We start from the raw sequence: 24,713 nt of genomic DNA on the forward strand, positions 1-24,713 counted from the left end.
ATCAGGCCGCTGACTCTGACGCGTAAAAATAGTTTATTTGCTGGTCACGACGAAGGTGGTCGTTCATGGGCGCGCATAGCTTCGCTCATCGCCACCTGCAAAATCAACAGCGTGGAGCCCTACGTCTGGATGAAAGCGACGCTCAAAGCGATCGCAACCGGTCACCCGCAGTCCCGGATCGACGAGCTCCTGCCCTGGTCGTTCGGCCGCACCTCGTAATTCTCCGTCGTTGCCGCCTCCATACCCCCCGCCAACGATTTGCAAACACGTTGATCAACAGACTGCAATCCCCACGCCAAACCTTTGCGAGTGGGACGCGAACGTCGCTTACTGCTTTGAGAGGATGGAGCGGACAGATTGCGTTCGACTTGGCTTCTATCGGGTCAATGCCGACGACTGGCTCAAGGTTTGTAGGGAAACGTGCCAAAACGGAGATCAAATCCGGCCGATTTCTTCCCTAACAATGCATGCGCGAATGCGGCCAGCTCAGCATGATAGCGCTGATATTTAAGCCGCGTTGGCCTCAGACTCTGTAATCCGCTGGAATTCGAAGAGCAATTCCTGGAAGTGCTTGGCGAGATAGCCGACCACTTTGCCGTTACGCAGTAGTTTTGAGACATAGCCGACCGCCAGCGCCAGATCGAGATGGTCGGTACCGTAGGTTTGTTCGGCTACCTTGAATTCTCGGGCCAGCGAAGCTGACTCCCGCTCCATTAGCGCTAGCTGCTCGTCGGACAGTCCTTTAGGCGCGCGTGGTATGTAGCCGGTAGCGAGCTGGTTGCGCGGTGTCGCTGCCACCAGGGAGCGCACATAGCTGTTCGAAAAGTTGTTCATGGCGATCATCAGCTCGGCCGCCTCGATCTGACGGATCGGCGCAAGCTTGCGCAATTCCGAGAACGAATTAAGGGTCAAATGCTTTTCTTTCAACAGATCAACCGCCTCAGTGCAGATGCCGTCCAATAGCTTGCGGCGCCGGCGAATGCTTGCAACGTCGACATTCAGGGCCTTTGCAATCCTAGCTTCCGAGACGCCGTTCTCGATAGCCTTCAAGATCATGCGGTGCTCTTGAATGATCGCGATGCGATTGACCCGCTTGTTATAGGTGAACGCCTCATCTTCGGTCGAGATCAGGCACTCGATCTCGAGCTGTCCGCGCTCTCGAAGCACTTCCAGCCGCAAATGGCCGTCCAGAAGAAGGAATTTGCCCTGGCCATCCCGGCTTCGCGCAACCACGGGGGGTTCGACCAGCCCAATCTCGCCGACGGATGCAGCGATTTGCCGGTATTTCGGCGAGCGCTTCACCTCCTCCGACACCAGCTTTAAGGGTTGAATGTCGGAAAGCCTAACCATGGATGTCCGTTCTTCAAAGCCCATGCGAACCGAAATGTGAGGCCTGCGTGCCATGGCCTATCCCTGCCCGTGCAACCGCATCGCAAGATTCTTTGGCAAGGTGTCGAGCTTCTCGTCTTCCAAGATCGAAAAAAACTCCGGCTCGACCAAGAGCTTGCGCAGAGCTTCAAGGATGAAGACCAGGCGGGACTTAGTGTTATTGGATTTTCGGATCAGGACCCGTTTCCGATCAACGTCTTGACGGTAAGCGCGCAGAAGCGCGTTCGAGCTGATCGGTGCGCCATCAGTCCGCCGGGGACCGGACTTGTAGCCCTTACCGCGGCGTCGTCGTTGCTCAATCAGCTTCTTGGCTGCTAGCAGGCGCTGGCCGCGCAGCAATCTCTCTTCATAGGCCTGCTGCAGCACGGTCTGGATGTCGCTATCCTGCGCCTGCGAGATCATGACGGCAATGCTGACGGGCATTTGTCCTGCCTCGACCGCACGCAAGAGCCGATGCTCGCCGCTTTCTAACAGGCTGCTCACGCCCTTGACATACTCAATGCTCAGCCCGGTCTTGCGCGCGATATCATCAAAATCATAGCCTCGGGACCGCAGCCCCTCGATGTCGTGCAAAAGGTCGATCGGCCGGTGCTGACGTCTGGCGCAATTCTCGACCAGACTCATGATGGCGCTGTCCTCGTTGGTAGCGTCCACCACGACGGCAGGAATTTCGCGCTGCCCGAGGGCTTGATAAGCTTCCAGACGCCCCTGACCACAGACCAGATCGTAGCGCGGCTCCCCTTCGCAAGTCTTCCGTTTGACCGTGATCGGCCGTTTCAATCCCAGTTCCGCGACGCTCGTCACGATTTCTTTGAAGATTCGGCGGTTGCGGGCGCGCGGATTGACGACGTCGATGGCTCCGACCGGAATAATCTCAATGCATTGAGCCGAGCCCATAACTGACCTCCAACAATTGCGAACGCGCGGCAAGTTCGAACAGCATATCGAGGCTATCAAAGCGGTATGCGTCGAACGCCAGGCCATTATCTTCCGCGAGCGCGACCGTATCGGCCTGCATCTCAAAGCGCGGTAACAGATAGTAGTCGAGCACGGCGCTGTTCATCTGATTCATCCGGATCGCCACTGTGATGTCCGGCCGCAGACCTGCATCAAAGCGCACCTTCCAGCGGTGCGAGCCCGCCATGGTTTCCTGCGACCGGACCAAACAGATCGATGCGGTGAATTCGTCATTGACCGCGAGAAGGTCAGTTTCGGTGTCCTGGCGAACCGATCCTCCGATCTCTTCGATTCCGCGCACCGTGGCTGCAATGAAATCAGGATACATCCGACGCAGCGCGCGGTTGATCTCGATATAGCGATAGTCGCGGTCTGGGCTGAAACCTATGAGTTCATAAGCTCGGAGTAAACTGCCGAAACGAGTGCGATAGGCGCTGCTGGACGGCCCGACCTCGAGTTCGTCAATGATGATTCCGGAGAGATAACCGTGCTGCTCCAGCAGGCCGCGGAGCACATCGAGAAGCTCCTCATTAGAATAGCGCTTGCAGCGCTCGGCAATGATGGCTTGAGCGGATCTGAATGTATCTTCGTCGACTATAGGCTCAAAAGCCTGGTCGTGACGTATCCAGCGCTCGGGCGGATTAGAGACGCGCAGGCCCTTTAGCTTGCATGAGCATCTGTTCCAAACATTGTTGCCAATGTACTTCTCGTTGATGAGGATTTGGTGGACGATTGCCCTAGTCCAGGAGTGACTGAGATCAGTGGTGACCCCTTTGGCATTGAGACTGTCTGCGATTTCCCGCTCGCTCTTGCGTTGAGCGACGAAGGCCTCGTAGATGAATCGGATGGTCTCAATCTCTTGCTCCGGCCCAGGGATAAGCACGATTCGGTCGGTCTGGATGCTTTTGTGCTCGCCGCGGGTGAGCTCCGCCTTTGCAACACCGTTTTGATCAATCAGCTGCCGTCTCAGCCCAAATCCGGCTGGGCCGCCCTGACGATAGCCGAGCTCGATCAGGCGCCGCTGTCCGGCAAAAACCTTCACTGAGAGTTCTCGGCTGTACTCACCGGCCATCGCGCGCTTCACGCCCTTGACGATGGTCGAGACAGGGCTTCCATCATTCTCGAATTGCTCTGCGCAGTAGCGAACCGAGATGCCGGCGCGTTTGCAAATGTACTCGTAATAGGCGCTTTCATCGGCGTCCTGGAAGCGGCCCCAGCGACTGACATCGTAGACGAGAATTGTCGAGAAATCGGCCGCGCCACGTTGGACATCGTCGATAAGCCGCTTCAGAGCATGCCGATCATCCAGATTGAGGCCGCTTTTGCCACTATCCTCATACGTCTTTTCGATGCGGAATCCGTGACGAGCAGCATACTCGCGAATTGCCTGTGCTTGGTTAGCCGTCGAATACTGCTGGTGATCGGTCGACATCCGCACGTATTCCGCAGCAGGCTTCTGGGCCTGTCGCTCGGTTTCGGCATCTGAATGAGATATGCCCCGCAACATCGTCGCCCTACTAGCGTCAAGAATGCATGATCGGTCTTCGAAACTATAACTTAGCTCGGGGGGAAACATGTTTCCGAAAACGGGCAAGAAGTTTCCAAGCAACAGAACAGCCTCGTCCACTTACGCGAACTTGATCGCCGATATTCTAAGATCCGAGCTAGGCAACAGCCATCAAGCTCAGAAGACCTTGATGAGGTGGACCGGGGCCAATGAGAGAACTGCTAAGAATTGGCTTTCCGGTTCAAACGGTCCAAGCGGCGAGCATTTGTTGCAGCTCATGCGCAACTCGGACCGAGTCTTCGAGTTCGTCTTGAAATTATTGCATCGACCCGCCTTGGTATCCAATCAGAGGCTCGCAGAAGTGAGGAACAGCTTACAAGTGACAGCTGATCTGGTCTCGGAAGTCATCGAGGTCCAAGACGGACATGACTGACCCAAAACAAGCGATAGAGCTACCAATCGAGCCGGGCGCGGCAAATGGAGCTCTGGCAATCGGAGCATGCCCGGCTCGCGTAGAGAAACGCGGACGAGGCGCAGCCTGGTGCCTTGGCAAAACTCTCGTCGGCGTGAGACGGCTGATCGAAAGTTCGTCACCTCCACACGTGGCTCGCGCGGCGTTGCCGCCTCGGATGAGGAAGTTTCGGGGAGGCAAACCTTCAGAGGAGTAGGCCCAGATCACGATGCGCATGGTGCGCCTTTGTTATCTCAATTCGAATGGTCATCGTCTCATATTTGCAGACAAGCCTCGCGCGCGCGCGTAGGCACCCCAAATGTGCTAGATTAGACGCCCTCCTCCAAGATACTCCGTCGAAAAAGTTCTGCGATTACTGAGCCGTCACGTCGCCGCGAAAGCTTGAACATTGTCTCTCGCATAAATTCTGGGGTGTGAGATTTTCGATAACCTTCAGCAGGTGCAAGGCAATGCGATGGGCTGGGAAGTCAACGATGAGGATCGTCTCATTTTGCGAGCCTAAGTAGTCGGAGAAAGTCGGGTTTTTTATCTTCTTATGATTCCATGTAGATTCCGACCTACCGACCTTGCCGACTACGAAGTAGACGCCTGGGCGCGAGCTCATCGCTGATCGCTAGGGCCTGCCGATAAATACTCGGGTCGGTGGTCGGTAGGTCGAGTTGAGCCTTGTTCTAGAACGGCGGCTCGAAGGGTGTTTTCGACGGATCAAGAGGAGCCCACTCCCCGGTGTCGTCCCATTCAACCCTAGTAAATACTCGGTTCCAAGTTGCCCGTGCGAGCCGGAGTTCAGGAAAGACGAATCCACGCGGTCTCGAATTGTCGATCTTCTTGAACTGCAGCCTAGTAAGGAGATAATTGACGGCATTCCAGGAGATGTCCTCCTTCCGCAGTTGTTGCCGAGCGACCTCTGTGAGGGTCGAGGTTGCGACGAAGGGCTCTTTTTCAGTAACCCATCGTTGAACCGGCGCCACACCCTGATGAAGCAAGTCAAGAAGCCATTTTTCCAAGCCTGTCAGAGATGCCGTTTTTTGGAAGTCCTTCTCCGCGGTCTGTGGAATATTCACCCTTGGGTGCCATTCCCCCAACGGGCGCTCCAAAAGGTCGTACAGCATTGCCTCTAAGCCGCCGGCTTCGAGCTCCTCATTCAGAGCTTTGAAGTAGGGCTTATCGCCCTTGCGGCCTTCGGAGACTCTAAAGACGGCAAACCGTCGATCATCTAGCTCAGCAGTAACCACCCACTCCTCGTTGGACGCCATAATTACTTTTGCGTAGTTCGTCATTTGTACGATATCGCGCCCTTTGCCCTCCATAGGCAGATTTCTTTCCGTAAGGAGTGCTTTCAAAATTCCACGCGCTGAGCGGTCGTCCGGTCGCACTGCTTCGTCCGCGAACAACAAGCATACGTCTCTCATATGCGCGTTGAACCGACCGGCAAACTGACTGGGAGTCACGACTTGCAGTCCATGTTGGCCAAAGAGCGATCTCATCGCGCGGCCAAACGTCGACTTTCCGGTCCCTTGCCCGCCCTTGAAGACCAGCGCTACCTCTGCAGGTTGGTCAGGATTCTGCACGGCCCATGCAGCCCAATTTAGGATGTACTCGGCGGAGCTTTCATCTCCATCTGCAAGGACCGCAGCAATGTGAGCTTGCATGCGCGACCACCTGCCAGGTCGAGGTTCTACTCCAAAACCGCGCCAGAGGTTCAAGAACCCGTTTATCACCTGATGGTTGCCGGGTCGGAACACAAGACCACGGAATTGTCGCCGCATTTCATGTTCGAGCCAGAATCTGCCCAGCGGCTTAAATTGTGGGTTGTTTTTCGCGTCCTTTCCGACGAGCACGCGCATATGCATATAGCGGTTACGAAAGTCCTCGAAAGACTGAGTCGACAACTGGTCTCTGCCGTCCCCCTCAGACGGGATCCACTCAGCGACTCGACACTTCCCAGCATCATTCTCAATCACAAAGTGCTTCTCGTTCAGAAGCCGCAGCTCTGGGCTGATGACCTCTTCCTTCGCTCGCTCGATCTGCCGGATCGCATACTTCTCTGCCGCGTTACCTTTTTCGAGGACGCTCTCTGAGATGGCCCAGTGAGGGTCGGTCAGGAGGGAAAAGATTACCTCATCCGGGACGCGCTGGCGCACTAAATTGCACACGGCATCAAAGAGCCAAGCCGAGCGGCTGTTGTCATCCGACTTTGGCTCATCCGGGTGTTTGCCTTGACCAATGATAATCTTGACGCGGTCAGGAACGCCCCATTCGTCGAGTTCAGACGATTCGATGATGCGACGAACGTTTCCGCCAATCTTGACCGAGTTATTAGACTGGCCTGGTCGGCCCAGCGCGGCCGATTGATCACTCCGGGTAGGAGCCGCCGGTGTAAATGCGGAAAGCGGATAAACCCTCGAAGTATCGAAAGTTACTACTCGCGCTAGAGCCGGACGCCGGCCCTTCAACCGCTTGCGTTCGTCAGGAATGTTGACTGTCCCCGGCAAACGCATGATGCGGTCGATGTTATGGCAGTTATCACCTTGGAAAATATGCTCCATCGCAACGTTGTACAGCGCCGCGGTTTCCGCCAGTTCAAGCTTGCCGTCCAAAACGATCGGCCCTTCCAGCCTCCAGAAAGCTTGGTATCCACCGCCCGAAAAGAGAATGACGGTCGGCTTCGGAATGCCAGCCGGGAGCCGATCAGTCATCAGCGAGAGGATACGGCGCTGCTCGTCTTCCACCGGCTCGTTAACTCGTGGATCGACGTCGACGTGGAGCCAGCGAACCTCCTTGATATCTTCGCGTTCAGCCTTCTTGTCGAGATTTCTCAGCGGTCGATTCACATGGAAATACAGGTTAGCATTTCCATTCCGCGTAACCAGCCATTGCTTGAGTTGATCCATGCAGTCCGGACCGAAGGTACGGGTCTGGATTCCCTTCCGATGTGGAGGAATCGCGGTGAGCACCCACGGCCCCTCAGGCTCGAAAGCGTTCAGGAATGCGATCGCTGCATCGTTGTCCGGTTGTGGCACAGCGTTATCTGTGTCAGACATTGCCGCCCTCCTGCGTTCTCGCGGAAGACACGGGAGTATTCGCAGACCTGCAATAGCCACGGGCGACCGCGACTTGCGTCTTCATCCACTCCAGGACCTCATCCTCCAGGAAGGCGGTAGTCTGGGGTCCAAGGGCGATAGGCTTTGGGAATGTCCCTGCTCGAATCCGAGCATAGAGTGTGTTTTTTGAGAAGCCGACCATGGGGACGACTTCGCTAACTCTTAAAAATCGCATTTGTTGCTCCCTTCGGTTTGTAAGGAAGCAACCACATAGTGCAGTTGGTAGGTTGGCGTCACCAGCCGGAAATTGTCTGCGCTTGGATGAATATCTCCGAGCAGCTCGGCTATCAATTTAGCGTGTCAACGCGTCCACCATCGCGTCGCCTAGAAGTTCTTCGCGAAACCCAGGCCTTTTGTTTACGGCCATTATCACGGCCTCTATATCGGAGAGCTCAACTCGACGATCCAATACGCGAGCCGCGCCGTACAGTAGACGCGCAGCGGCGCTCACGGGTACCTGGTCGACTGGTTGGCGATCGTCTCGGGTTGCCGCTTCGAAAGTGAATGCAACTCTTTCTTCGAGCAGGAAATTTCTGAGCTCTTTGGCGAATTCCTCCAGAGGGAGTCGTTGAAAGCCTCCCTTGCCAACTCCTCGCTTTCGTCCTGCTGTCTTCTGGCGCTTGGAGAAGAGCTCCTCACTTCCTGCATTCAGGCAACCTAAGAGCTTTTCCAAGTACCCATTCATTTCCTCGACGCTTGAGCCGTGCAAGTGAGCCATGGAATCGAGCTCTTCCCGCGAGACATCGTCGAGCACCGATAAGACCTGCGCAACTTCTCTTAATTTCTCAGCCATTTTTGCGCATCGTGCCGGAAGATCAGTGTCGGCCCTACGTAGTTTTTGAATGGCTTGCAGTTCCGTCTTGCACTCGACATACCGTTGCTCACCTGCTCGCAACGCCCTCAACAAGGCGTCTTCTTTTCCGACCAGCGGCTGAACGGCCTTACCATCGCGCTTCTGTTCATCAGCAGAGTCAAATGTGATCCGGAATCTAAACGTGTCGTCGGCGAGAGCGTGTGCATGGTGGGGCGTAAATAGAGTCATCGTACAATGCTCATGATGTGTGCTTCATATGCAGCAACAGCGTCACGTTTTTCCGTTAAGTAATCGTACTTGTTGTAGGTCTTTTGAAGACCAACCTTCGCGTGCCCAATGACCGCGTCTCGAACATCTTGGTTGAACCCGAGCCGCGCGAGCCTCGTCTCGCAGGTGACGCGAAGATCGTGAACACGGAAAGGCATAAGCGCGGTGCCAGGTTGCTCGACAGCAATTAGCTTCGATATTTCTTGATCAAGACGAGTCTTGCCTTTTGAGAATCCCGAAATGGCCACCTTGCCGCCGCGAGTCGAGAACAGGAAATAGTCATTACCTGGCCACGCGGGCAGTTGCTCGAAGATGGACCAGGTTTGGTCGGCCATCGGCACGATGTGGTCGCGATCGCCCTTGTACCGGTCCTTTGGTACCTCGAGCCATTTCTTGTTGGAGTTGATTTCGGACCTGCGCGCTGCAGCCCATTCCGTGCGTCGCTGCCCGGTCAACAGCAACAGCCGATACAACGGACCGAAGGGGTAGCCTAAAGCGGTGCTGGCGTGCCAAACCCACTTAATCTCCTCGTCCTCAAGGGCGCGGCCTGCTTCATCGTTGTTCTGGAGGTCTCCCCTTTTGAACCCATGAATTGGATTGTCCGCGATAATTTCCCGATCGACTGTCCAGTTGAAAAACCGCGATAGATGCTTCCGAACCTCGCGTGCAACGCCATGCCGGCCGCTTTGGACGAGTTCATCGATCAGCTCGTGGATATGGGATCGGCGAAGATCCTGAACCGGTGTTTTCGCCCAACGAGGCAGCGCGTGCCGGCGCAACACACCATCGACGTTCCGCCAGGCGCCCACGTTCGGGATGATCTCGATTTGCATAAAGCGCTCGAAGACGGCCTCGAACGTATTGACGGCGCGGATCAGGTTACGCTCGCGCCTTTCCATCCGCAGGTCGCGACCTTCTGTCGCAGCCTGGATGATGTCCCGGGCCTGCCGACGTGCATCGGTCAGCTCAAGAGGCGGAGTACCGCCCAGGGTGATTCGGTGTTGCTTACCGGCCAGCAAGCGGCCCGTCGGGCTGGTTCCGCCCTCTCCGACGACTCGGTAGATGACGCTAAAGGACTTCACATTGCGGGGCGTGATGCGCAGCAACAGACCCGGGCAGGCTTCGTCCTCAATTTCGATTCGGCCGCTTGGCGGGGCGACCGTTGGGTCGTACCGCAGGCGCTCCACTCCCTGCTGGGTCAGTCTTTTGCGGTTCAGGCTCTTCATTTCTGCTCCCCCGGGGAGTGCTGGGGGAGTGCGGGGCGGCGTTTCTCACGCGTACGCGTCCGTACTCCTTGAGGCCGGATTGTGTCGCGGTGTCAAACATTTGACAAAGCTGGACTTTACGCATGGTTACCGGTTGGTTCTCGGGAGCTTAACCTTGCCAAGGTCGGGGTCGAGGGTTCGAGCCCCTTCGCCCGCTCCAATTTTTCCCAAAGCATCCAGCCAAACCGGGTCGGGTCGTGGTTTTCCACGCCGCTGGCGGCTGTATTGGGTCACAAATGACAATTCTGGTCACCGGCAGCGCAGGCCACCTCGGGGAGGCCGTACTCCGTATGCTCCGGGGACGCAGTTCCCCCGTGCGCGGGGTCGCTCTGAAGCCATCGCCCTTCACCGATGCCGTCGGCTCGATCGTCGATCCCGACTTCGTGCGGCGGCAGATGGAGGGCGTCAGCGCCGTCATTCACACGGCAACGCTGCACAAGCCGCATGTGGCGACCCACGGCAAACGGGATTTTGTCGACACCAACGTCACCGGCACGCTCAATCTGCTCGAGACGGCCGTAGCTGCCGGCGTGCGCAGCTTCGTCTTCACCAGCACCACCAGCGCATTCGGCTCGCAGCTTCGACCCGGGGCCGGACAGGCCGCGGTGTGGGTCACCGAGGATCTGGCGCCGGTGCCGAAGAATATCTACGGCACCACGAAGCTGATGGCGGAGACTCTCGGCGAGCTGTTCTTTCGCGAGCGCGGCCTGCCTGTCGTGATCTTGCGGACCTCGCGCTTCTTCCCTGAGGACGATGACGATCCGGCGATGCGCTCGGCTTACCCGCTGGACAACGCACAGGCCAACGAGCTGCTCTATAGACGGCTGGATATAGCGGACGCGGTGAGCGCCCATCTGCTCGCCGTCGAGCGCGCGCCGAAGATCGGTTTTGCCCGTTACATCATCTCCGCTACGAGCCCGTTCGAGCCCCGTCATCTCGCGGCGCTCGCGCGCGACGCGGCCGGTGTCGTGCACGAGCTTAACCCGGATTGCGCGCAGCTCTATGCGGCACGCGGATGGCGGCTATTCCCCGAGATCGACCGCGTCTATGTCAACGACCGCGCGCGGCGCGAGCTGGGCTGGCGGCCCGAATTCGACTTCGCGCATGTCCTGAACAGTCTGCGTGAGGGGACGGATTTTCGCAGCGCGCTGGCGCGCGAGATCGGGTCGAAAGGCTATCACGACACTGTATTCGACGACGGACCCTATCCCGTCGCCTCGTAATCGCCGTCTTTGCCGTTTTGCTCGACGCATCAAATGTCTGCCCGGCGTCACCGGGAGCAGACCGGGCTGAGCCGTTCTACTGTGCATGGGGTTGTTTTCGCAATTTTGTGCGAGCGCCCCGCCCGCTGCCTGCAAATCAGTCACACGCTATTTTGATTCCGCGTTGCAGCGAGACCGTTGTCGTCGTCGTGTAAATCTTCGTGGCATTCAGTCTCAATTTCTATTGAGTCTGACTGCAGTGCTCCCGACGCGCTTCTCACCGTCCGCAGATGTGCTAACATTTTTGCGTCTGTCGTCCTGACAGAGTCCGAACTTCGCCTCTCGACTAGCAAAACAAAATAACGTGCAGCCCTGACGGCTGCCTTAGGGGAGTGACGCGATGAAATTCCATCAATCCGTCTTTCAATCCGTCCTGGCGCTCGCAGCGGTTGCCCTTCTCGCGGGGACAAGCGCAGTCAGCGCGCAACAGCAGGACAAGAACCGCCAGCTGAAGAAATACGAATCCGGCACCAAGGAGTTCTGGACCCATCCGCCGGATGACTGGTTCCTCGGCGACGAGACCGAGGCGCAGAAGGGCCTCGCGCCGCCATCGGGCCCGCCGACCGGCGCGTCGGAGGCCGAGCTCGCCGCGATGATGAAGAAGATCAAGCTGCCGGCCGGCTTCAAGATCGAAGTCTATGCGCCTGGCGTTCTTGCCGCGCGACAGATGGCCTGGGGTGACAAGGGCACGCTGTTCGTCGGCTCGTTCGGCCTCGGCAACGTCTATGCCATCAAGGACAACAACGGAAAGAAAGAGGTCAAGACCATCCTTAAAGGGCTGAACATGCCCACCGGTCTCGCCTTCAGGGATGGCGCGCTCTACGTCATCGCGGTCGACAAGCTGATCCGTTACGACAACGCCGAAGCCAATCTCGACAAGCTCGGCGACGGCAAGGTCGTCTATGACGACATGCCCTCCTATGCTGCGCATGGCTGGAAGTACATCGCGGTCGACAAGGAAGGCTGGTTCTACCTGCCGTTCGGACCGCCCTTCAACGTCGGCGTGCCCCCGACCAGCGTCTCGCAGATCCGCCGCGTCGATCCCAAGACCGGCAACGCCGAAATCTATGCGCTCGGCGTTCGCAACTCGGTCGGCGGCGACGTCGATCCGCGCACCGGCAAGTTCTGGTTCACCGAGAACGCGCGCGACTGGATCAGCGACGATCTGCCCAGCGACAAGCTGAACATGATCAACAAGATCGGCGAGCACTTCGGCTATCCCTATTGCCATCAGGGCGACCTGCCCGATCCGAAGTTCGCGATGGGCCACAAATGCTCCGAGTTCACGCCGCCCGTGCTGAACCTCGGCGCACACGTCGCTCCGCTCGGCATGAAGTTCTATACCGGCGACCAATTCCCCGCCGAGTACAAGAACAACATCCTGATCGCCGAGCACGGCTCCTGGAATCGTCACAAGTACCAGGGCGGCAATATCACGCGCGTGATCGTCGGCCCCGACGGCAAGAACGCCAAGAAGGAGGTGTTCGCCTCCGGCTGGATCGAGGGCGACCAGGGCTATCTCGGCCGTCCCAACGACATCATCCTCGCCAAGGATGGCTCGATCCTCGTCGCCGACGACTGGGCCGGCGCGATCTATCGCATCAGCTACAGCAAGAAGTAGCGTAAGACGACACGAGGCTGCGACCGGATGACGGTCGCAGCCTCTTTTGTTTGTGACGGGCTTGCAGCGGAACGCGTTCGTCATGCCCGGACTTGATCCGGGCATCCATCAAACGAGAAACCTCCTTGCAAACGGGATGGATTGCCGGGCCTACGCCAAGCAGGCGGGTCAAGCCCGGCAATGACAGTCGGAGAAATCAGCCATGCGAGTCGTTCGGTTTGGAATTCTGTCTGTGACGCTATCGCTCGCAGCACTTGCAATCGTCCGCGCTCAGGCCGCCGACAATGCCGCGATCCAGGAGAAGGCCGCCGTCTGCTCCGGCTGTCACGGCGAGAACGGCATTTCGCAGACGGAGAACATCCCCTCGCTGGCTGGCCAGCCCGATCAATTCATCCAGTGGCAGCTTGTGTTCTTCCGCGCCGGCTCGCGCAAGAACGACCAGATGCAGCCGATCGCCGAGGAGATTACCAACGAGGACATCCGCAATTTCGGCGCCTATTTCGCGCAGATGACGCCGCCGAAGGCCGCGGAAGACGGGGATCCGGACCTGTCCAAAAAGGGCGCGCAAGTTGCCGTCGGCCGCCGCTGCGCCTCGTGCCATACGGATAGCTTTGCCGGCACCAAGGCGGTTGCGCGGCTCGCGGGCCAACGCGAGGAATACCTGGTCAAGGCGCTGCACGACTACAAGAGCAGCCAGCGCGTCGGCGGCGGTGGCGCTGCGATGGCCGATGTCGCCTATCACATGAGCGATGAGGAAATCACCGCCGTCTCGCACTATCTCGCGTATTTCAAGTAACGCGGAGTCGTTGCGGCAAACGCCGCTGTCGTCCCGGGGCGCGCAGAGCGCGAGCCCGGGACCCATAACCACAGGGAGTGGTTATGACGCGAGCTGGTCACCACAAGTCTTCGCCAAACTTGATCCTGTGGCTATGGGTCCCGGGCTCGCGACTTCGTCGCGCCCCGGGACGACAGTTGAGTGTGCGGTCAGCTCGCCCGCTGCCTCTCATACGCCTTCAGATGCGTATACGCGATGCGCAGCTTCGGCACCGGCACCTTGGCGGCGTCGGCGCGCGCGATGAGGTCACCGATGACGTGATCGGCCTCGACCGGCAGGCCCGCCTTGATGTCGCGGAACATGGATGCCGTCATCGGTGATCCCTCGGTGGTGAGGTTGCCCTTCACGCGCTCGAAGAACGGGCCGCCCGGCGTGTAGCCCGACGCGGTGGCGATCGCGCTGGTCTCGTCCAGCATGCCGAGCAAAAAGTCCCGGCCGCCGGGGGCCGCAAGGATGTTGCCGACGGAGGTGCGCATCAGGCTGGTACTTGCGGCGAGCGAAGACAGGAACACCCACTTCTCCCACATGTCCTGCATGATGTTCGTGCTGGCGGCGGCGCCATTGATGCCGCTCTTGAAGGCCTCGTCGATCGCCTTGACCCGGTCCGAGAGCTTGCCGTCGCGCTCGCCGTAACTGAGCGACTGCATCGGCTGGAGCTGCACCACCTCGCGCTTCTCGTTCAGGGTCGCCGCGATGGCGCAGAGGCCGCCGAGCACGCGCTCCTTGCCGAATTTCTCGTCGAGCGTGTCGAGATGCTTCATGCCGTTGAGCATGGGGATGATCGCCGTATCAGGCCCGACCGCGGCCGCGAACGACTTGATGGCGTCGTCGAGGTCGAATGCCTTGCAGCTCAACAGCACGACGTCGAACTTTTCCTTGAGCGCGTCGGCTTGAACGGTCGGCGGATTCTTCAGCGTCACGTCGCCGTTCGGGCTCTTGATGACGAGGCCCGCGCTCGCGAGCTCGCTGGCGCGCCGCGGCCGCACCAGGAAGGTGACGTCGCGGCCGGCCTGTAACAGCCTGCCACCAAAATAGCCGCCGATGGCGCCGGCGCCGACCACGAGGATACGCATGGGAGAACTCCGTTTTTATTCTTGGCTTTATACTAGGCTTTATTTTTGGCGGATGGCGAACAGGAAGTAGCGAATAGCAGGCGCGATTTCCACTCGCTATTCGCTACGCGCCATTCGCGCTTCACTTTCCCGACACCATCTCCTCGACCTCGCGCAGCTGCTCCTTGCCGAAGAACATCTCCTTACCGACGAAGAAGGTCGGCGAGCCGAACGCGCCGCGGGCAACGGCGTCCTCGGTGTTCTTGATCAGCTTGCCCTTGACCTCGGGCTCCTGGGCGCGCGCGAACAGTTTTTGGGCATCCAGGCCGGACGACGCCAGCGCCTTCGCCGCAACTTCCGGATCATCCATCTTCTTCGGCTCGCGCCACATGTGGTGGAAAGCGGCCTCGACATATTTTTCGAACACACCCTCGGCCTGTGCCGCGATCGCGGTACGCATCAGGTTCAGCGTGTTGACCGGGAAGAATGGATTCATGACATAGGGCTGGACCTTGAAGCGTTTGACGAAGCGCTCGGTCTCGACCGCCTGGAATTCGCGCTTGTTCTTGATGCCGGCGAGCGTTTCGGCCGGCGATTTGTTGTTGGTCGACTTGAAGATGCCGCCGAGCAGGATCGGCACGTACTCGAATTTGACGCCGATGCGCTGCTCGATCGCCGGGATCGCGAGATGACTGAGATAGGCGTTCGGGCTGCCGAAATCGAACAGGAATTGCGGGGCTGTGCGGGTCAAAATCGTTCTCCCTGACCTGGCTTTTAATCTGGCTTTTCGTCCATTGTGGCGCAGGGCGCGCCACGGGTCCACCGTTTAATGATGGTCATAATATCTTGATGATCCGGTCAGATCAGACGCCGGATCGCGCGCCTGCGCCACACCGTGAGGTAATAGCCCATCTGCAAAACCAACATGGCGCAGAACACGATCGGATAGGCGGCCCACACGCCCTCAAGGCCGATCGCACGGCTAAGGATCACCGCGGCCGGCAGCTCGATCGCGACAATGGCGAAGATCGACAGCAGCATCGGCGTCAAGGCGACGCCGGCCGCGCGCATGGCTCCGGAAAACACGGTGGCCAGGCCGAACGGCACCGAGCTCCACAGCGCGATGTGGAGCAGTCCCTTCGCGAGATCGAGCACGGCACTGTCGGTGATGAAGAGGCCGAGCACCGCCCGCGGCGCCAGATAGATCAGCCCCACCAGTCCGCCGGTCAGAACGATGTTGAACAGGAGGCCGGTGCGCACGATGCCATCGAGCAGCGCCCTGTTGCCGCCGCCGATGGCCTGTGCGCCGAGGATCGAGACCGCGATCGAAATCGACATTGCCGTGAACTGCGTGTAGCCCATCACCTGGTTGACCGCGCCATACGCGGCGGTGGCATCCGATCCAAAGCCGTTGACGAGCCCGAGCAGCACCAGCTCGGCGATCGCCATCACCACCATGCCGACCGCGCTCGGCAGTCCGATGCCGAGGATCTTTCCGAGCACGGCACGATTGAGCCGCAGATGACGCAGCAGCGCGGCGTCCGGTGCCAGTGCATGCTTCGTCCGCAGCAGATAGACGGCCAGCGCGATGAGTGTCAGTGCGTTGGCAATCGCGGCCGCCCAGGCCGGACTGGTGATTCCGGCGGCAGGTATCCCGAACGCGCCGCGGATCAGCATCGGTGTCAGGATCAGTCCGATGGTGGTCGACAAGGCCAGCGCCAGCAGCGGCGTCACGGTATCACCGACGCCGCGGATCATCGCCGTCATCAGCAGGAAGACGAAGCCGAGCGGCATGGTGAGCAGCATGATGCGCGCATAGGCACTGGCCTGGTCGAGGATGTCCGGAGGCGTCGCGAGCATCGTCATGAGTTGCCGGCTGAAGAAGCCGCCGGCCAATGCAACCGAAAGCGAGAGCAGCAGGCCGATCGCGAGCGTCGTGCCGACGACGATCCTGATTCTGCCGTGCTCGCCCGCGCCAAAGGCCTGGCCGATCAGCACAGTGGCGCCGGTGCTCAGGCCCATGACGAAGGCGAACAGGAAGAACATCACCGGGAAGAACGCCGACACCGCGGCGAGCGCATCGACGCCGATCATCTGGCCGAGATAGATGTTGCTGACTGTCCCGAACAGCGATTGCAGCGCGTTGCTCAGCACCAGCGGCGCGAGGAAGCGGAGAAATGTCGTCCAGAGCGGCTTTGGCGCGGACATGGATAGGCCTTTCATCAGGGCGTGCGAAGCCGTCGCCGCGCGATGCACGCGCGGCCTGGCCGTCGATGGGGTGAGAGAAAGTGCTGCGCCTAAGCGCGGTCGCTGTAGGCGAGCTTGACGATGTGGTCGCGGACGTCGACCGGCCAGTCGGCGATCAGTCCGGTGAAGCGCCGCCGGTCATCCGCGAACAGGGCGCGCGAAGCTTCCTCGAACTGCGGCAGATTACCCGCCATGGTCGACATGAAGTGATAGGCCGCATCGCGGGCCTGCCGCTCGCGGTCCTTGTCGCCGCTTACGCGTCTCGCCTCGTCGACGAGCTTCCGCAGCGCGACCGAGGCGCCGCCCGGTTGCGCGTTGAGCCATTCCCAGTGTCGCGGCAGCAGCGTCACCTCGCGCGCGACCACGCCGAGCTTGGGCCGGCCGCGCCCGCGCGGCTCGCTCGGTGGCGCGGTCTCCTCGACCGGCGGCGGGACAAGCTTCGCCACCCGCGCCAGCACCTCGCGATCCCCGCCGCGCAGATCGAAGTCGATCGGTCGGCCCGTGCTGTCCTCGAAGATGATGATGGGCTCGTCCGGCGGTGGCGCTATCCGCTTGACGACCAGCGCGACCTCCCCCGCTGGCCCGGACGCCAGGCGGCGATGACCCTGGAAGGCTGTGAAAGTCCGTTGCATTGAAATCATTGCCATATTGGTGATGTTGGTCTTTTAATACCCGGGTAAATTACCGACGTCAATATACCCGGATGAAATTATCCGTCTGGATGGCTCGACATTGCGTTCCCGGGCTGGCACGAACGGCGCGGCCGACCGACCACGCCTAGCCTGGGGACCTCAACGATGCTGACCGTTCACCACCTCAACAATTCCCGCTCGCAGCGGGTGCTGTGGCTGCTCGAGGAGTTGGGCGTGCCCTACGAGATCGTGCGCTATCAGCGCCAGCCGGACATGCGCGCGCCGAAGGAGCTGCGCGCCATCCATCCGCTCGGCAAGTCGCCCGTGATCACCGACAATGGCAACACCATCGCCGAGTCAGGCGCGATCATCGAATACCTCATCGCCACCTACGGCAACGGCCGGCTGATCCCGCCGCCGAACACGCCGGAGCGGCTGCGCTTCACCTATTGGCTGCACTATGCGGAGGGCTCGGCGATGCAGCCGCTGCTGCTCAAGCTGCTGTTCACGCTGATGCCGAAGCGCGCACCCGCGCTGCTTCGCCCGCTGGTGCGCAAGGTCTCGAACCAAGCGCTCACCGCGCTGGTCAATCCGCAGCTCAAGCAGCACATGGATTATTGGGAAGGCGAGCTCGGCAAGAGCGAGTGGTTTGCTGGTAGCGAGTTCACCGCCGCCGACATTCAGATGAGCTTCCCGCTCGAAGCCGCGCAAGCGCGTGGCGGGCTCGAGCTCGGCCATCCCAAGGCGATGGCGTTTCTGGAGCGCATCCACGCGCGGCCGGCCTATGCGCGTGCGCTGGAAAAGGGCGGGCCGTATCAGGTGGGACGGTAAGTTTCCTCACCGCCCCGGTATGACCTGCTAGTCTGCGTGCAGCACGCGCCCGCGCGTCTCCGGCAGCGCGAAGGCGGCAATGAAGAACAGCGCGTAAGCCACCACCGCGAACATCGCGATCGCATTGGCGAGCGACGTCGTCGCCGAGAGCGCGCCGACCAGGAACGGAAACAGCGCGCCGATGCCGCGGCCGAAATTGTAGCAGAAGCCCTGGCCGGAGCCGCGCAGCCGCGTCGGATAGAGCTCGGTCAGGAACGCGCCGATCCCCGAGAAATAGCCCGAGGCAAAGAAGCCCAGCGGGAAGCCGAGCACCCACAGGATCTCGTTGGTCAGCGGCAGCTGCGTGTAGAGCAGCACGACGGCCATGGCGCCGATCGAGAAGATCAGGAACAGATTGCGCCGGCCGATGCGATCCGCGAGCCAGGCCCCGACGAGATAGCCGATGAAAGAGCCGATGATCAGCGTCGAGAGATAACCGGTCGAACCGACGATCGACAGGTGCCGCTCCTTGGTCAGGAACTGCGGCACCCAGAAGGTGACGGCGTAGTAGCCGCCCTGGCAGCCGGTCGCCATCAGCGAGGCCAGGATCGTGGTCTTCAGGATCGGGCCGGAGAAGATTTCCCAGAGCGCTGGACGATCGCCGCTGGCGGCCTGTTTTGCGCGGGCCTCGGCTGCGATCTCCGGCTCGGTGACGGAGCGGCGGATGTAGAACACCAGCAACGCCGGCAGCGCGCCGATCACGAACATCCAGCGCCACGCCGTCTCGGCCGGTATCAGCGAGAACAGGATCGCCTGCGACAGCACCGCGAGACCCCAGCCGACCGCCCAGCCCGATTGCACCGAACCGACCGCGCGTCCGCGATATTGCGGACGGATCGCCTCGCCCATCAGCACGGCGCCCGCCGCCCACTCGCCGCCGAAGCCGAGGCCGAGTACGGCGCGTGCGATCAGGAGTTGGTCGAAATTCTGCACGACCGCGCAGACCAGCGAGAAGAACGAGAACCAGATGATGGTGATCTGGAGCGTCCTGACACGTCCGATATGATCGGAGAGGTAGCCGCCGAGCCAGCCGCCGATTGCGGAGGCCAGCAGCGTCACGGTGCCGGCGAGTCCGGCCGAGGCCGCATCGACCTTCCACAGCGCGATGATGGTGCCGATCACCAGCGGATAGATCATGAAGTCCATGCCGTCGAGCGCCCAGCCCGCGGCGCAGGCCCAGAACGTTCGCCGCTCCGGCGCGTTCATGTCGCGGTAGAAGGCGAGAAGGCTGGTGTCTTCGATTTCTGCGCGCTCAATGCGCTGGGTCGGATCGGCTGTGCTCATGTGCGTTCCCCGGCGGTCCCTTAAAGCTGCGCGGTGGTAGCACGCACGGCAGCCCGCGCAAGCAGGCGCGCGCTGCCGTGCCATGCAACGGCGAGACTACTGTCCCGCGGCTTCCGCGCCGCGGGTACGCGGATCGGGCGCGCCGAGTGGCCCGTTCGGCGTCACCAGAATCGAATTGGCCGAGGTCTGTCCCATCGGCTCGACGACGAGGTGATCCATCGCCTTCAGCTCGAACAGCACATCGCCGGGAAAGCCGCTCTCGACGCGCACCTCGTCCGGCAGCCATTGATGGTGCAGCCGTGGCGCAGCGACGGCGGCGGCGACATCCATCTTGTAGTCGAGCACGTTGACGATGACCTGGAGCACGGTCGAGATGATGCGGCTGCCGCCGGGCGAGCCTGTCACCAGCACCGGCTTGCCGTCCCTGAGAACGATGGTCGGGGACATCGAAGACAACGGCCGCTTGCCGGGCCCGGGCAGATTGGGCTCGAAACCGACGAGGCCGTAGGCGTTGGAAGCGCCGACCGCGGCGGTGAAATCGTCGAGCTCGTTGTTGAGCAGCACGCCGGTTCCGCCGGCAACGAGGCCGACGCCATAGCTGAAATTCAGTGTGGTGGTGTTGCTGACGGCATTGCCGCCGGCGTCGACGACGGAAAAGTGCGTGGTGTTGGTGCCCTCGCGCGGCGCGGGAGGGGCGGAGACGAGCTGCTTCGACGGCGTGGCGCGCTCCGTGGAGATGCCGGCGCGCAACTTGGCGGCGTAGTCCTTTGCAGTGAGCGTGTCGATTGGTGCATTGACGAAGGCGGGATCGCCGAGATAGCGCGCACGATCCGCATAGGCGCGCTTCATGGCCTCGATCAGCAGATGCAGCGAAGCCGGCGCCCCCTGTTTCAGATCGGCCAGCTGAAAGCCCTCGAGGATGTTGAGCGTCTCCACCAGCACCACGCCGCCGGAGGAAGGCAGCGGCATCGAGACAATGTCGTAGCCGCGATAGGTACCGCGCACCGGGGCACGGATCACGGCCTGATAGGATTTCAGATCGGCCGGCGTCATGATGCCGCCGGCGTCAGTCACGGCCTTGGCGAGCTTGTCCGCAACCGGTCCCTCATAGAAACCGCGCGGCCCCTGTGCGGCGACGGCCGACAGCGTTTCGGCGAGATCGCTCTGCACCAGCCTGTCGCCTTCGCCGAGCGGCGTGCCGTCGGGGCGCGAGAAGATCCTGGCCGACGACGGCCATCGCGCGAGCCGCCGGTGCCAACCCGGCAGCGTGTCGGCAATGTCGTCGGTGACGACAAAACCGTCGCGGGCGAGCCCAATCGCGGGCTCGAGCAGCTGTGCCAGCGTGAACCGGCCCGAGCCATATTTTTCCAGGGCCAGCGCAAGACCTGCGACGGTGCCGGGCACGCCGACGCCGAGCGCGGAATCCCGCGACTTCGCCGCATCGGGCTTGCCGTCAGCGCCGAGGAAGATCTGCGGGGTGGTCGCAGCCGGCGCGGTCTCGCGATAGTCGATCGTGATGTCCTCGTTGCGCTCGGCCGAATGGATCACCATAAATCCGCCGCCGCCGATATTGCCGGCGCGGGGATACGTCACGGCCATCGCAAAGCCGGTCGCGACCGCGGCATCGACCGCGTTACCGCCGCGGCGCAGGATGTCGGCGCCGACTTGCGCCGATATCTTTTCCTGCGCCACCACCATGCCGTGCTCGGACGGAACGGCGTGCACCGTGTCGAGCGCGGGTGGGGCATAGGTCCGCCGCGCATCCTGTGCGGTGGCAGACGAAAAACCAAACGCCAGAGTGGCAATGAAGGCGAAAAATGTCCGCCGTGTCGGATATGACGACATCATCAAGCTTCCGTCGCGGCCTCAGGCCAGTTCCCACGCGTCGCTTCAATGCTATACGCTTTGCCCCAACAGAGGCAAAACTGTTCGTGATGGGGACTGGAATATGACGACGATCGCCTCGGATGCGCGCTTGGCCGGCGCGCAGCGGACCTATCCGCCGCGCGCCGCCGTTATCAGCTGGATCTTCTTCGATTGGGCCGCGCAGCCTTATTTCACGCTGATCACGACCTTTGTTTTCGCACCCTATTTCGCCACCAGCATTGCGCCAGATCCCGCCACCGGCCAGTCGTTATGGGGCTTTGCGATGGCGGCCGCAGGCCTCGCGATCGCGCTGATGTCGCCGGTGCTCGGCGCCATTGCCGATGCCTCGGGCCGCAGGAAGCCGTGGATCGCGGGATTCGGCGCGCTGCTTGTGCTGGCGGCCTGCACGCTGTGGATCGGCAAGCCCGGCGATCCCGCCATCATTGCGCCGCTGCTCACGGCGGTGGCGCTCGCCAGCGTCGGCGCGGAATTCGCCACCGTCTTCAACAACGCGATGATGCCGACCCTGGTGCCGCCCGAGCGGATCGGCCGGCTCTCCGGCACCGGCTGGGCCACGGGTTACATCGGCGGCATCGTCAGCCTCGTCATCGTGCTCGGCTTCCTCGCCGCCAATCCCGAGACCGGCCGCACGCTGCTCGGCTTCAAGCCGCTGTTCGGGCTCGATCCGGTCAGCCATGAGGGCGACCGCATCGTGGGACCGCTGACCGGGCTGTGGTTCATCATCTTCGTGACACCGCTATTCCTGTTCACGCCGGATTATCCGGCGAAGCGCCCGGTGCGCGAGGCGCTGCGCGAGGGATTGTCGGATCTCAAGCAATCGATCAAGGGTCTGCCGCAGCGGAAATCGCTCGCGGCATTCCTGCTCGCCAACATGATCTACACCGACGGCCTGGTGTCGCTGTTCGCGTTCGGCGGCATCTATGCCGCCGGCACCTTCGGCTGGCACACGATCCAGATCGGCACCTTCGGCATCATGCTCGCGATTGCCGGTGCCCTTGGCGCATGGCTCGGGGGCAAGCTCGACGATGGTCTTGGGCCGAAGCGCGTCATCGCCGGCAGCCTGCTTGTTCTGTTGCTGGCGGTGGCGGCGATTCTTCTGGTCGACAAGGACAGTGTCCTGTTCGTCAAAGTTGCGCCGCCTCTTCCGGGCGCGCCCCTGTTCTCGAGCGCGGCCGAGCGCGCCTATCTCGTTTTGGGTTGTCTCATCGGCGCTGCCGGCGGCCCGCTTCAGGCCGCCTCGCGCACGCTGCTGATCCGCCTCGCGCCGAAGGATCGCATCGCGCAGTATTTCGGCCTGTTCGCGCTGACGGGGAAGGTAACGTCCTTCATCGGCCCGCTGCTGATCGGCATGATCACCGCGGTGACGGCGAGCCAGAAGGCCGGCATGGCCGTGCTGGTGGTGTTCTTCGTCGCGGGGCTGGGGCTGTTGATGCGGGTACGGGATTAGTGGCGTAGCCCGGATGGAGCGAAGCGCAATCCGGGGCCGCTGTTGTTGAGACGTGAAACCCGGATTTCGCCGCGCTCCATCCGGGCTACGCTCGCGGTGAGTTAGTGCCGGAAGTGCCGCGTGCCCGTGAACACCATGGCGATGCCGTGCTCATCGGCGGCCTTGATCACCTCGTCGTCGCGCATGGAGCCGCCGGGCTGCACCACGGCAGTGGCGCCGGCCTCGATGCAGGCGAGCATGCCGTCGGCGAACGGGAAGAACGCATCCGACGCCACGACCGAGCCCTTGGTGAGCGGCTCGGCGAGCTTGAGCTCATTGGCTGCGTCCTGCGCCTTGCGCGCCGCGATCCGCGCTGAATCCACCCGGCTCATCTGGCCCGCGCCGATGCCGACGGTGGCGAGATCCTTGGCGTAGATGATGGTGTTGGACTTGACGTGCTTTGCCACCCGGAACGCGAATTGCAGGTCGCGCATCTCCGCATCGGTTGGCGCGCGTTTGGTCACGACCTTGAAAGTCATGTCGTCGACCACGGCATTGTCACGGCTCTGCACGAGCAGGCCGCCGGCCACAGTCTTGGCGGTGAGACCGGGTGCGCGCGGATCGGGCAGGCTGCCGGCGAGCAGCAGGCGCAAATTCTTCTTCCCACCGATAATGGCGATCGCTTCCTCGCTGGCGTCAGGCGCGATGATCACCTCGGTGAAGATCTTCGTGATCTCCCTCGCGGTGTCGGCGTCGAGCGCGCGGTTCATCGCGATGATGCCGCCGAACGCCGAGGTGGAATCGCAGGCCAGCGCCTTGCGATAGGCGCTGACGAGATCGGAGCCTTCGGCCACGCCGCACGGATTGGCGTGCTTGACGATGACGCAGGCCGCGGTGCGCTTGGCGTCGAACTCGCCGATGCACTCATAGGCCGCATCGGTGTCGTTGATGTTGTTGTAGGAGAGCTCCTTGCCCTGGAGCTGCCGCGCGGTCGAGACGCCCGGCCGCTTGTCGGGCGTCGCATAGAACGCGGCGGTCTGGTGCGGGTTCTCGCCATAGCGCAGCGACTGGATCAGTCTGCCGCCGAAGGCGCGGAAGTCAGGTGCGTCGATCTCGAGCTGGCGGTTGAACCAGTTCGAGATCGCGGCGTCATAAGCGCCGGTGCGCGCATAGGCCTTCGCGGCAAGCCGCCGGCGCAGCTTCAACGTCGTCGATCCGTTGTTGGCGGCGAGCTCGTCGAGCACGGCCTTGTAGTCCTCGGCCTCGATCACGACGGCGACGTCGTCATGGTTCTTCGCCGCGGCGCGGATCATCGCGGGGCCGCCGATGTCGATGTTCTCGATGCAATCCTCGAAGCCCGCGCCTTTGTCGACGGTGGCTTCGAACGGATACAGGTTGACGACCAGGAGATCGATCGGCGCGATGCCGTGCGCCTTCATGGCGTCCGCATGTTCCTTGTTGTCGCGGATCGCGAGCAGGCCGCCATGCACCTTCGGATGCAGCGTCTTGACGCGGCCGTCCATCATCTCGGGGAAGCCGGTGAGGTCGGAAACGTCCTTCACCTTGAGGCCGGCTGCGGCGATCGCCTTGGCGGTGCCGCCGGTCGAGACCAGCTCGACATCGTGCGCGGCAAGCGCCTTTGCGAACTCGATCAGGCCGGTCTTGTCGGAAACGGAGAGAAGAGCACGGGTGACGCGGCGGGGATGGTCAGTCATGAGCAAGATCCTCTGTCTTAAGGAGTGTCTATGCCCAGGCGCGCGGCGTCTCTGTCCCGCGCTTCCCGATGGTGCTCCATCCAAGGTCGCCAGTCGCGCGAGCGAGA

At 61.3% G+C, this 24,713-nt stretch carries 19 protein-coding genes and 1 riboswitch; of the genes, 6 read left to right on the top strand and 13 right to left on the bottom strand.

Annotated features, from left to right (window positions below; all coding sequences use genetic code 11):
* Window positions 1–219, top strand: a 219-nt coding sequence (locus QJT78_RS13680; protein WP_281460250.1) for a transposase domain-containing protein, incomplete at its 5' end; no start/stop codon positions are given.
* Between the two features lie 288 nt (window positions 220–507).
* Here the strand turns inward: QJT78_RS13680 and QJT78_RS13685 are convergent.
* From QJT78_RS13685 to QJT78_RS13710, 6 genes are all read right to left on the bottom strand, one after another.
* Window positions 508–1,404: a plasmid partitioning protein RepB C-terminal domain-containing protein gene (locus QJT78_RS13685; protein ID WP_281460251.1), complete on the bottom strand. Its 897-nt coding sequence runs from the start codon at window positions 1,402–1,404 to the stop codon at window positions 508–510.
* Window positions 1,405–1,407: 3 nt separating this feature from the next.
* On the bottom strand, window positions 1,408–2,286 hold the full coding sequence (locus QJT78_RS13690; protein ID WP_038952229.1) for a plasmid partitioning protein RepB C-terminal domain-containing protein: 879 nt from the start codon (window positions 2,284–2,286) through the stop codon (window positions 1,408–1,410).
* Complete coding sequence (locus QJT78_RS13695; RefSeq protein WP_049810657.1) at window positions 2,264–3,853, bottom strand: recombinase family protein; 1,590 nt, start codon at window positions 3,851–3,853, stop codon at window positions 2,264–2,266. Before QJT78_RS13695 ends, QJT78_RS13690 begins: the two co-directional genes overlap by 23 nt.
* Before the next feature lie 1,143 nt (window positions 3,854–4,996).
* The gene (locus QJT78_RS13700) at window positions 4,997–7,369 is read right to left on the bottom strand and encodes a DUF5906 domain-containing protein (RefSeq protein WP_049810202.1); all 2,373 of its coding nucleotides are present in this window, start codon (window positions 7,367–7,369) and stop codon (window positions 4,997–4,999) included.
* A gap of 352 nt (window positions 7,370–7,721) precedes the next feature.
* Window positions 7,722–8,471, bottom strand: coding sequence for a hypothetical protein (locus tag QJT78_RS13705; RefSeq protein ID WP_038952220.1), 750 nt, complete (start codon window positions 8,469–8,471; stop codon window positions 7,722–7,724).
* Complete coding sequence (locus tag QJT78_RS13710; RefSeq protein ID WP_038952219.1) at window positions 8,468–9,736, bottom strand: site-specific integrase; 1,269 nt, start codon at window positions 9,734–9,736, stop codon at window positions 8,468–8,470. Before QJT78_RS13710 ends, QJT78_RS13705 begins: the two co-directional genes overlap by 4 nt.
* A 275-nt stretch (window positions 9,737–10,011) precedes the next feature.
* Here QJT78_RS13710 and QJT78_RS13715 point away from each other — a divergent pair, with 275 nt between their 5' ends.
* From QJT78_RS13715 to QJT78_RS13725, 3 genes are all read left to right on the top strand, one after another.
* Window positions 10,012–10,998 carry an NAD(P)-dependent oxidoreductase gene (locus QJT78_RS13715; RefSeq protein ID WP_281460252.1) on the top strand — a complete coding sequence of 329 codons (987 nt, stop codon included), beginning with the start codon at window positions 10,012–10,014 and terminating at the stop codon, window positions 10,996–10,998.
* 379 nt (window positions 10,999–11,377) lie between these two features.
* The gene (locus QJT78_RS13720) at window positions 11,378–12,658 is read left to right on the top strand and encodes a PQQ-dependent sugar dehydrogenase (RefSeq protein WP_028151103.1); all 1,281 of its coding nucleotides are present in this window, start codon (window positions 11,378–11,380) and stop codon (window positions 12,656–12,658) included.
* 202 nt (window positions 12,659–12,860) lie between these two features.
* Entirely contained in the window at window positions 12,861–13,454 is a 594-nt protein-coding gene (locus QJT78_RS13725) for a c-type cytochrome (RefSeq protein ID WP_038942306.1), read from the top strand.
* A 188-nt stretch (window positions 13,455–13,642) separates the two neighbouring features.
* Here the strand turns inward: QJT78_RS13725 and panE are convergent, their stop codons facing one another.
* The 4 genes from panE to QJT78_RS13745 form a co-directional block, all read right to left on the bottom strand.
* A complete protein-coding gene (gene panE, locus QJT78_RS13730; RefSeq protein WP_028151101.1) occupies window positions 13,643–14,566 on the bottom strand; it encodes a 2-dehydropantoate 2-reductase in 924 nt (307 codons plus the stop codon).
* Window positions 14,567–14,687: 121 nt separating this feature from the next.
* Window positions 14,688–15,296 (bottom strand): 2-hydroxychromene-2-carboxylate isomerase, encoded by a 609-nt coding sequence (locus tag QJT78_RS13735; protein ID WP_028151100.1) that lies wholly within the window; start codon window positions 15,294–15,296, stop codon window positions 14,688–14,690.
* A 107-nt stretch (window positions 15,297–15,403) separates the two neighbouring features.
* Window positions 15,404–16,753, bottom strand: a complete 1,350-nt coding sequence (locus QJT78_RS13740; RefSeq protein ID WP_028151099.1) for an MATE family efflux transporter — start codon at window positions 16,751–16,753, stop codon at window positions 15,404–15,406.
* An 89-nt stretch (window positions 16,754–16,842) separates the two neighbouring features.
* Complete coding sequence (locus tag QJT78_RS13745; RefSeq protein ID WP_038942305.1) at window positions 16,843–17,439, bottom strand: DUF2239 family protein; 597 nt, start codon at window positions 17,437–17,439, stop codon at window positions 16,843–16,845.
* Between the two features lie 150 nt (window positions 17,440–17,589).
* Between QJT78_RS13745 and QJT78_RS13750 the strand changes: the two genes are divergently transcribed.
* Complete coding sequence (locus QJT78_RS13750) at window positions 17,590–18,255, top strand: glutathione S-transferase (RefSeq protein ID WP_028151097.1); 666 nt, start codon at window positions 17,590–17,592, stop codon at window positions 18,253–18,255.
* Window positions 18,256–18,282: 27 nt separating this feature from the next.
* Here QJT78_RS13750 and QJT78_RS13755 read toward each other — a convergent pair whose 3' ends face one another.
* Complete coding sequence (locus QJT78_RS13755) at window positions 18,283–19,578, bottom strand: MFS transporter (protein ID WP_014490748.1); 1,296 nt, start codon at window positions 19,576–19,578, stop codon at window positions 18,283–18,285.
* A 96-nt stretch (window positions 19,579–19,674) separates the two neighbouring features.
* The gene (ggt, locus tag QJT78_RS13760) at window positions 19,675–21,426 is read right to left on the bottom strand and encodes a gamma-glutamyltransferase (protein ID WP_028151096.1); all 1,752 of its coding nucleotides are present in this window, start codon (window positions 21,424–21,426) and stop codon (window positions 19,675–19,677) included.
* A 100-nt stretch (window positions 21,427–21,526) separates the two neighbouring features.
* On the opposite strand from ggt, the gene QJT78_RS13765 reads away from it, so the two are divergent.
* The gene (locus QJT78_RS13765) at window positions 21,527–22,912 is read left to right on the top strand and encodes an MFS transporter (RefSeq protein WP_028151095.1); all 1,386 of its coding nucleotides are present in this window, start codon (window positions 21,527–21,529) and stop codon (window positions 22,910–22,912) included.
* Window positions 22,913–23,013: 101 nt separating this feature from the next.
* Here QJT78_RS13765 and purH read toward each other — a convergent pair whose 3' ends face one another.
* The gene (purH, locus tag QJT78_RS13770; protein ID WP_028151094.1) at window positions 23,014–24,606 is read right to left on the bottom strand and encodes a bifunctional phosphoribosylaminoimidazolecarboxamide formyltransferase/IMP cyclohydrolase; all 1,593 of its coding nucleotides are present in this window, start codon (window positions 24,604–24,606) and stop codon (window positions 23,014–23,016) included.
* A gap of 25 nt (window positions 24,607–24,631) precedes the next feature.
* Window positions 24,632–24,713, bottom strand: a riboswitch (ZMP/ZTP riboswitch).

Origin of the sequence: Bradyrhizobium sp. Mp27 (assembly GCF_029953005.1) — a bacterium.
Classification (GTDB): domain Bacteria; phylum Pseudomonadota; class Alphaproteobacteria; order Rhizobiales; family Xanthobacteraceae; genus Bradyrhizobium; species Bradyrhizobium barranii.

Bases quoted from the DNA above. Each gene is read 5' to 3' on its own strand.
- purH (WP_028151094.1), bottom strand. From the start codon at position 24,606: ATGACTGACCATCCCCGCCGCGTCACCCGTGCTCTTCTCTCCGTTTCC.
- QJT78_RS13740 (WP_028151099.1), bottom strand. From the start codon at position 16,753: ATGTCCGCGCCAAAGCCGCTCTGGACGACATTTCTCCGCTTCCTCGCG.
- panE (WP_028151101.1), bottom strand. From the start codon at position 14,566: ATGCGTATCCTCGTGGTCGGCGCCGGCGCCATCGGCGGCTATTTTGGT.
- QJT78_RS13690 (WP_038952229.1), bottom strand. From the start codon at position 2,286: ATGGGCTCGGCTCAATGCATTGAGATTATTCCGGTCGGAGCCATCGAC.
- QJT78_RS13755 (WP_014490748.1), bottom strand. From the start codon at position 19,578: ATGAGCACAGCCGATCCGACCCAGCGCATTGAGCGCGCAGAAATCGAA.
- QJT78_RS13715 (WP_281460252.1), top strand. From the start codon at position 10,012: ATGACAATTCTGGTCACCGGCAGCGCAGGCCACCTCGGGGAGGCCGTA.
- QJT78_RS13725 (WP_038942306.1), top strand. From the start codon at position 12,861: ATGCGAGTCGTTCGGTTTGGAATTCTGTCTGTGACGCTATCGCTCGCA.
- QJT78_RS13705 (WP_038952220.1), bottom strand. From the start codon at position 8,471: ATGACTCTATTTACGCCCCACCATGCACACGCTCTCGCCGACGACACG.
- QJT78_RS13745 (WP_038942305.1), bottom strand. From the start codon at position 17,439: ATGGCAATGATTTCAATGCAACGGACTTTCACAGCCTTCCAGGGTCAT.
- QJT78_RS13700 (WP_049810202.1), bottom strand. From the start codon at position 7,369: ATGTCTGACACAGATAACGCTGTGCCACAACCGGACAACGATGCAGCG.
- QJT78_RS13695 (WP_049810657.1), bottom strand. From the start codon at position 3,853: ATGTTGCGGGGCATATCTCATTCAGATGCCGAAACCGAGCGACAGGCC.
- QJT78_RS13685 (WP_281460251.1), bottom strand. From the start codon at position 1,404: ATGGCACGCAGGCCTCACATTTCGGTTCGCATGGGCTTTGAAGAACGG.
- ggt (WP_028151096.1), bottom strand. From the start codon at position 21,426: ATGATGTCGTCATATCCGACACGGCGGACATTTTTCGCCTTCATTGCC.
- QJT78_RS13765 (WP_028151095.1), top strand. From the start codon at position 21,527: ATGACGACGATCGCCTCGGATGCGCGCTTGGCCGGCGCGCAGCGGACC.
- QJT78_RS13750 (WP_028151097.1), top strand. From the start codon at position 17,590: ATGCTGACCGTTCACCACCTCAACAATTCCCGCTCGCAGCGGGTGCTG.
- QJT78_RS13710 (WP_038952219.1), bottom strand. From the start codon at position 9,736: ATGAAGAGCCTGAACCGCAAAAGACTGACCCAGCAGGGAGTGGAGCGC.
- QJT78_RS13720 (WP_028151103.1), top strand. From the start codon at position 11,378: ATGAAATTCCATCAATCCGTCTTTCAATCCGTCCTGGCGCTCGCAGCG.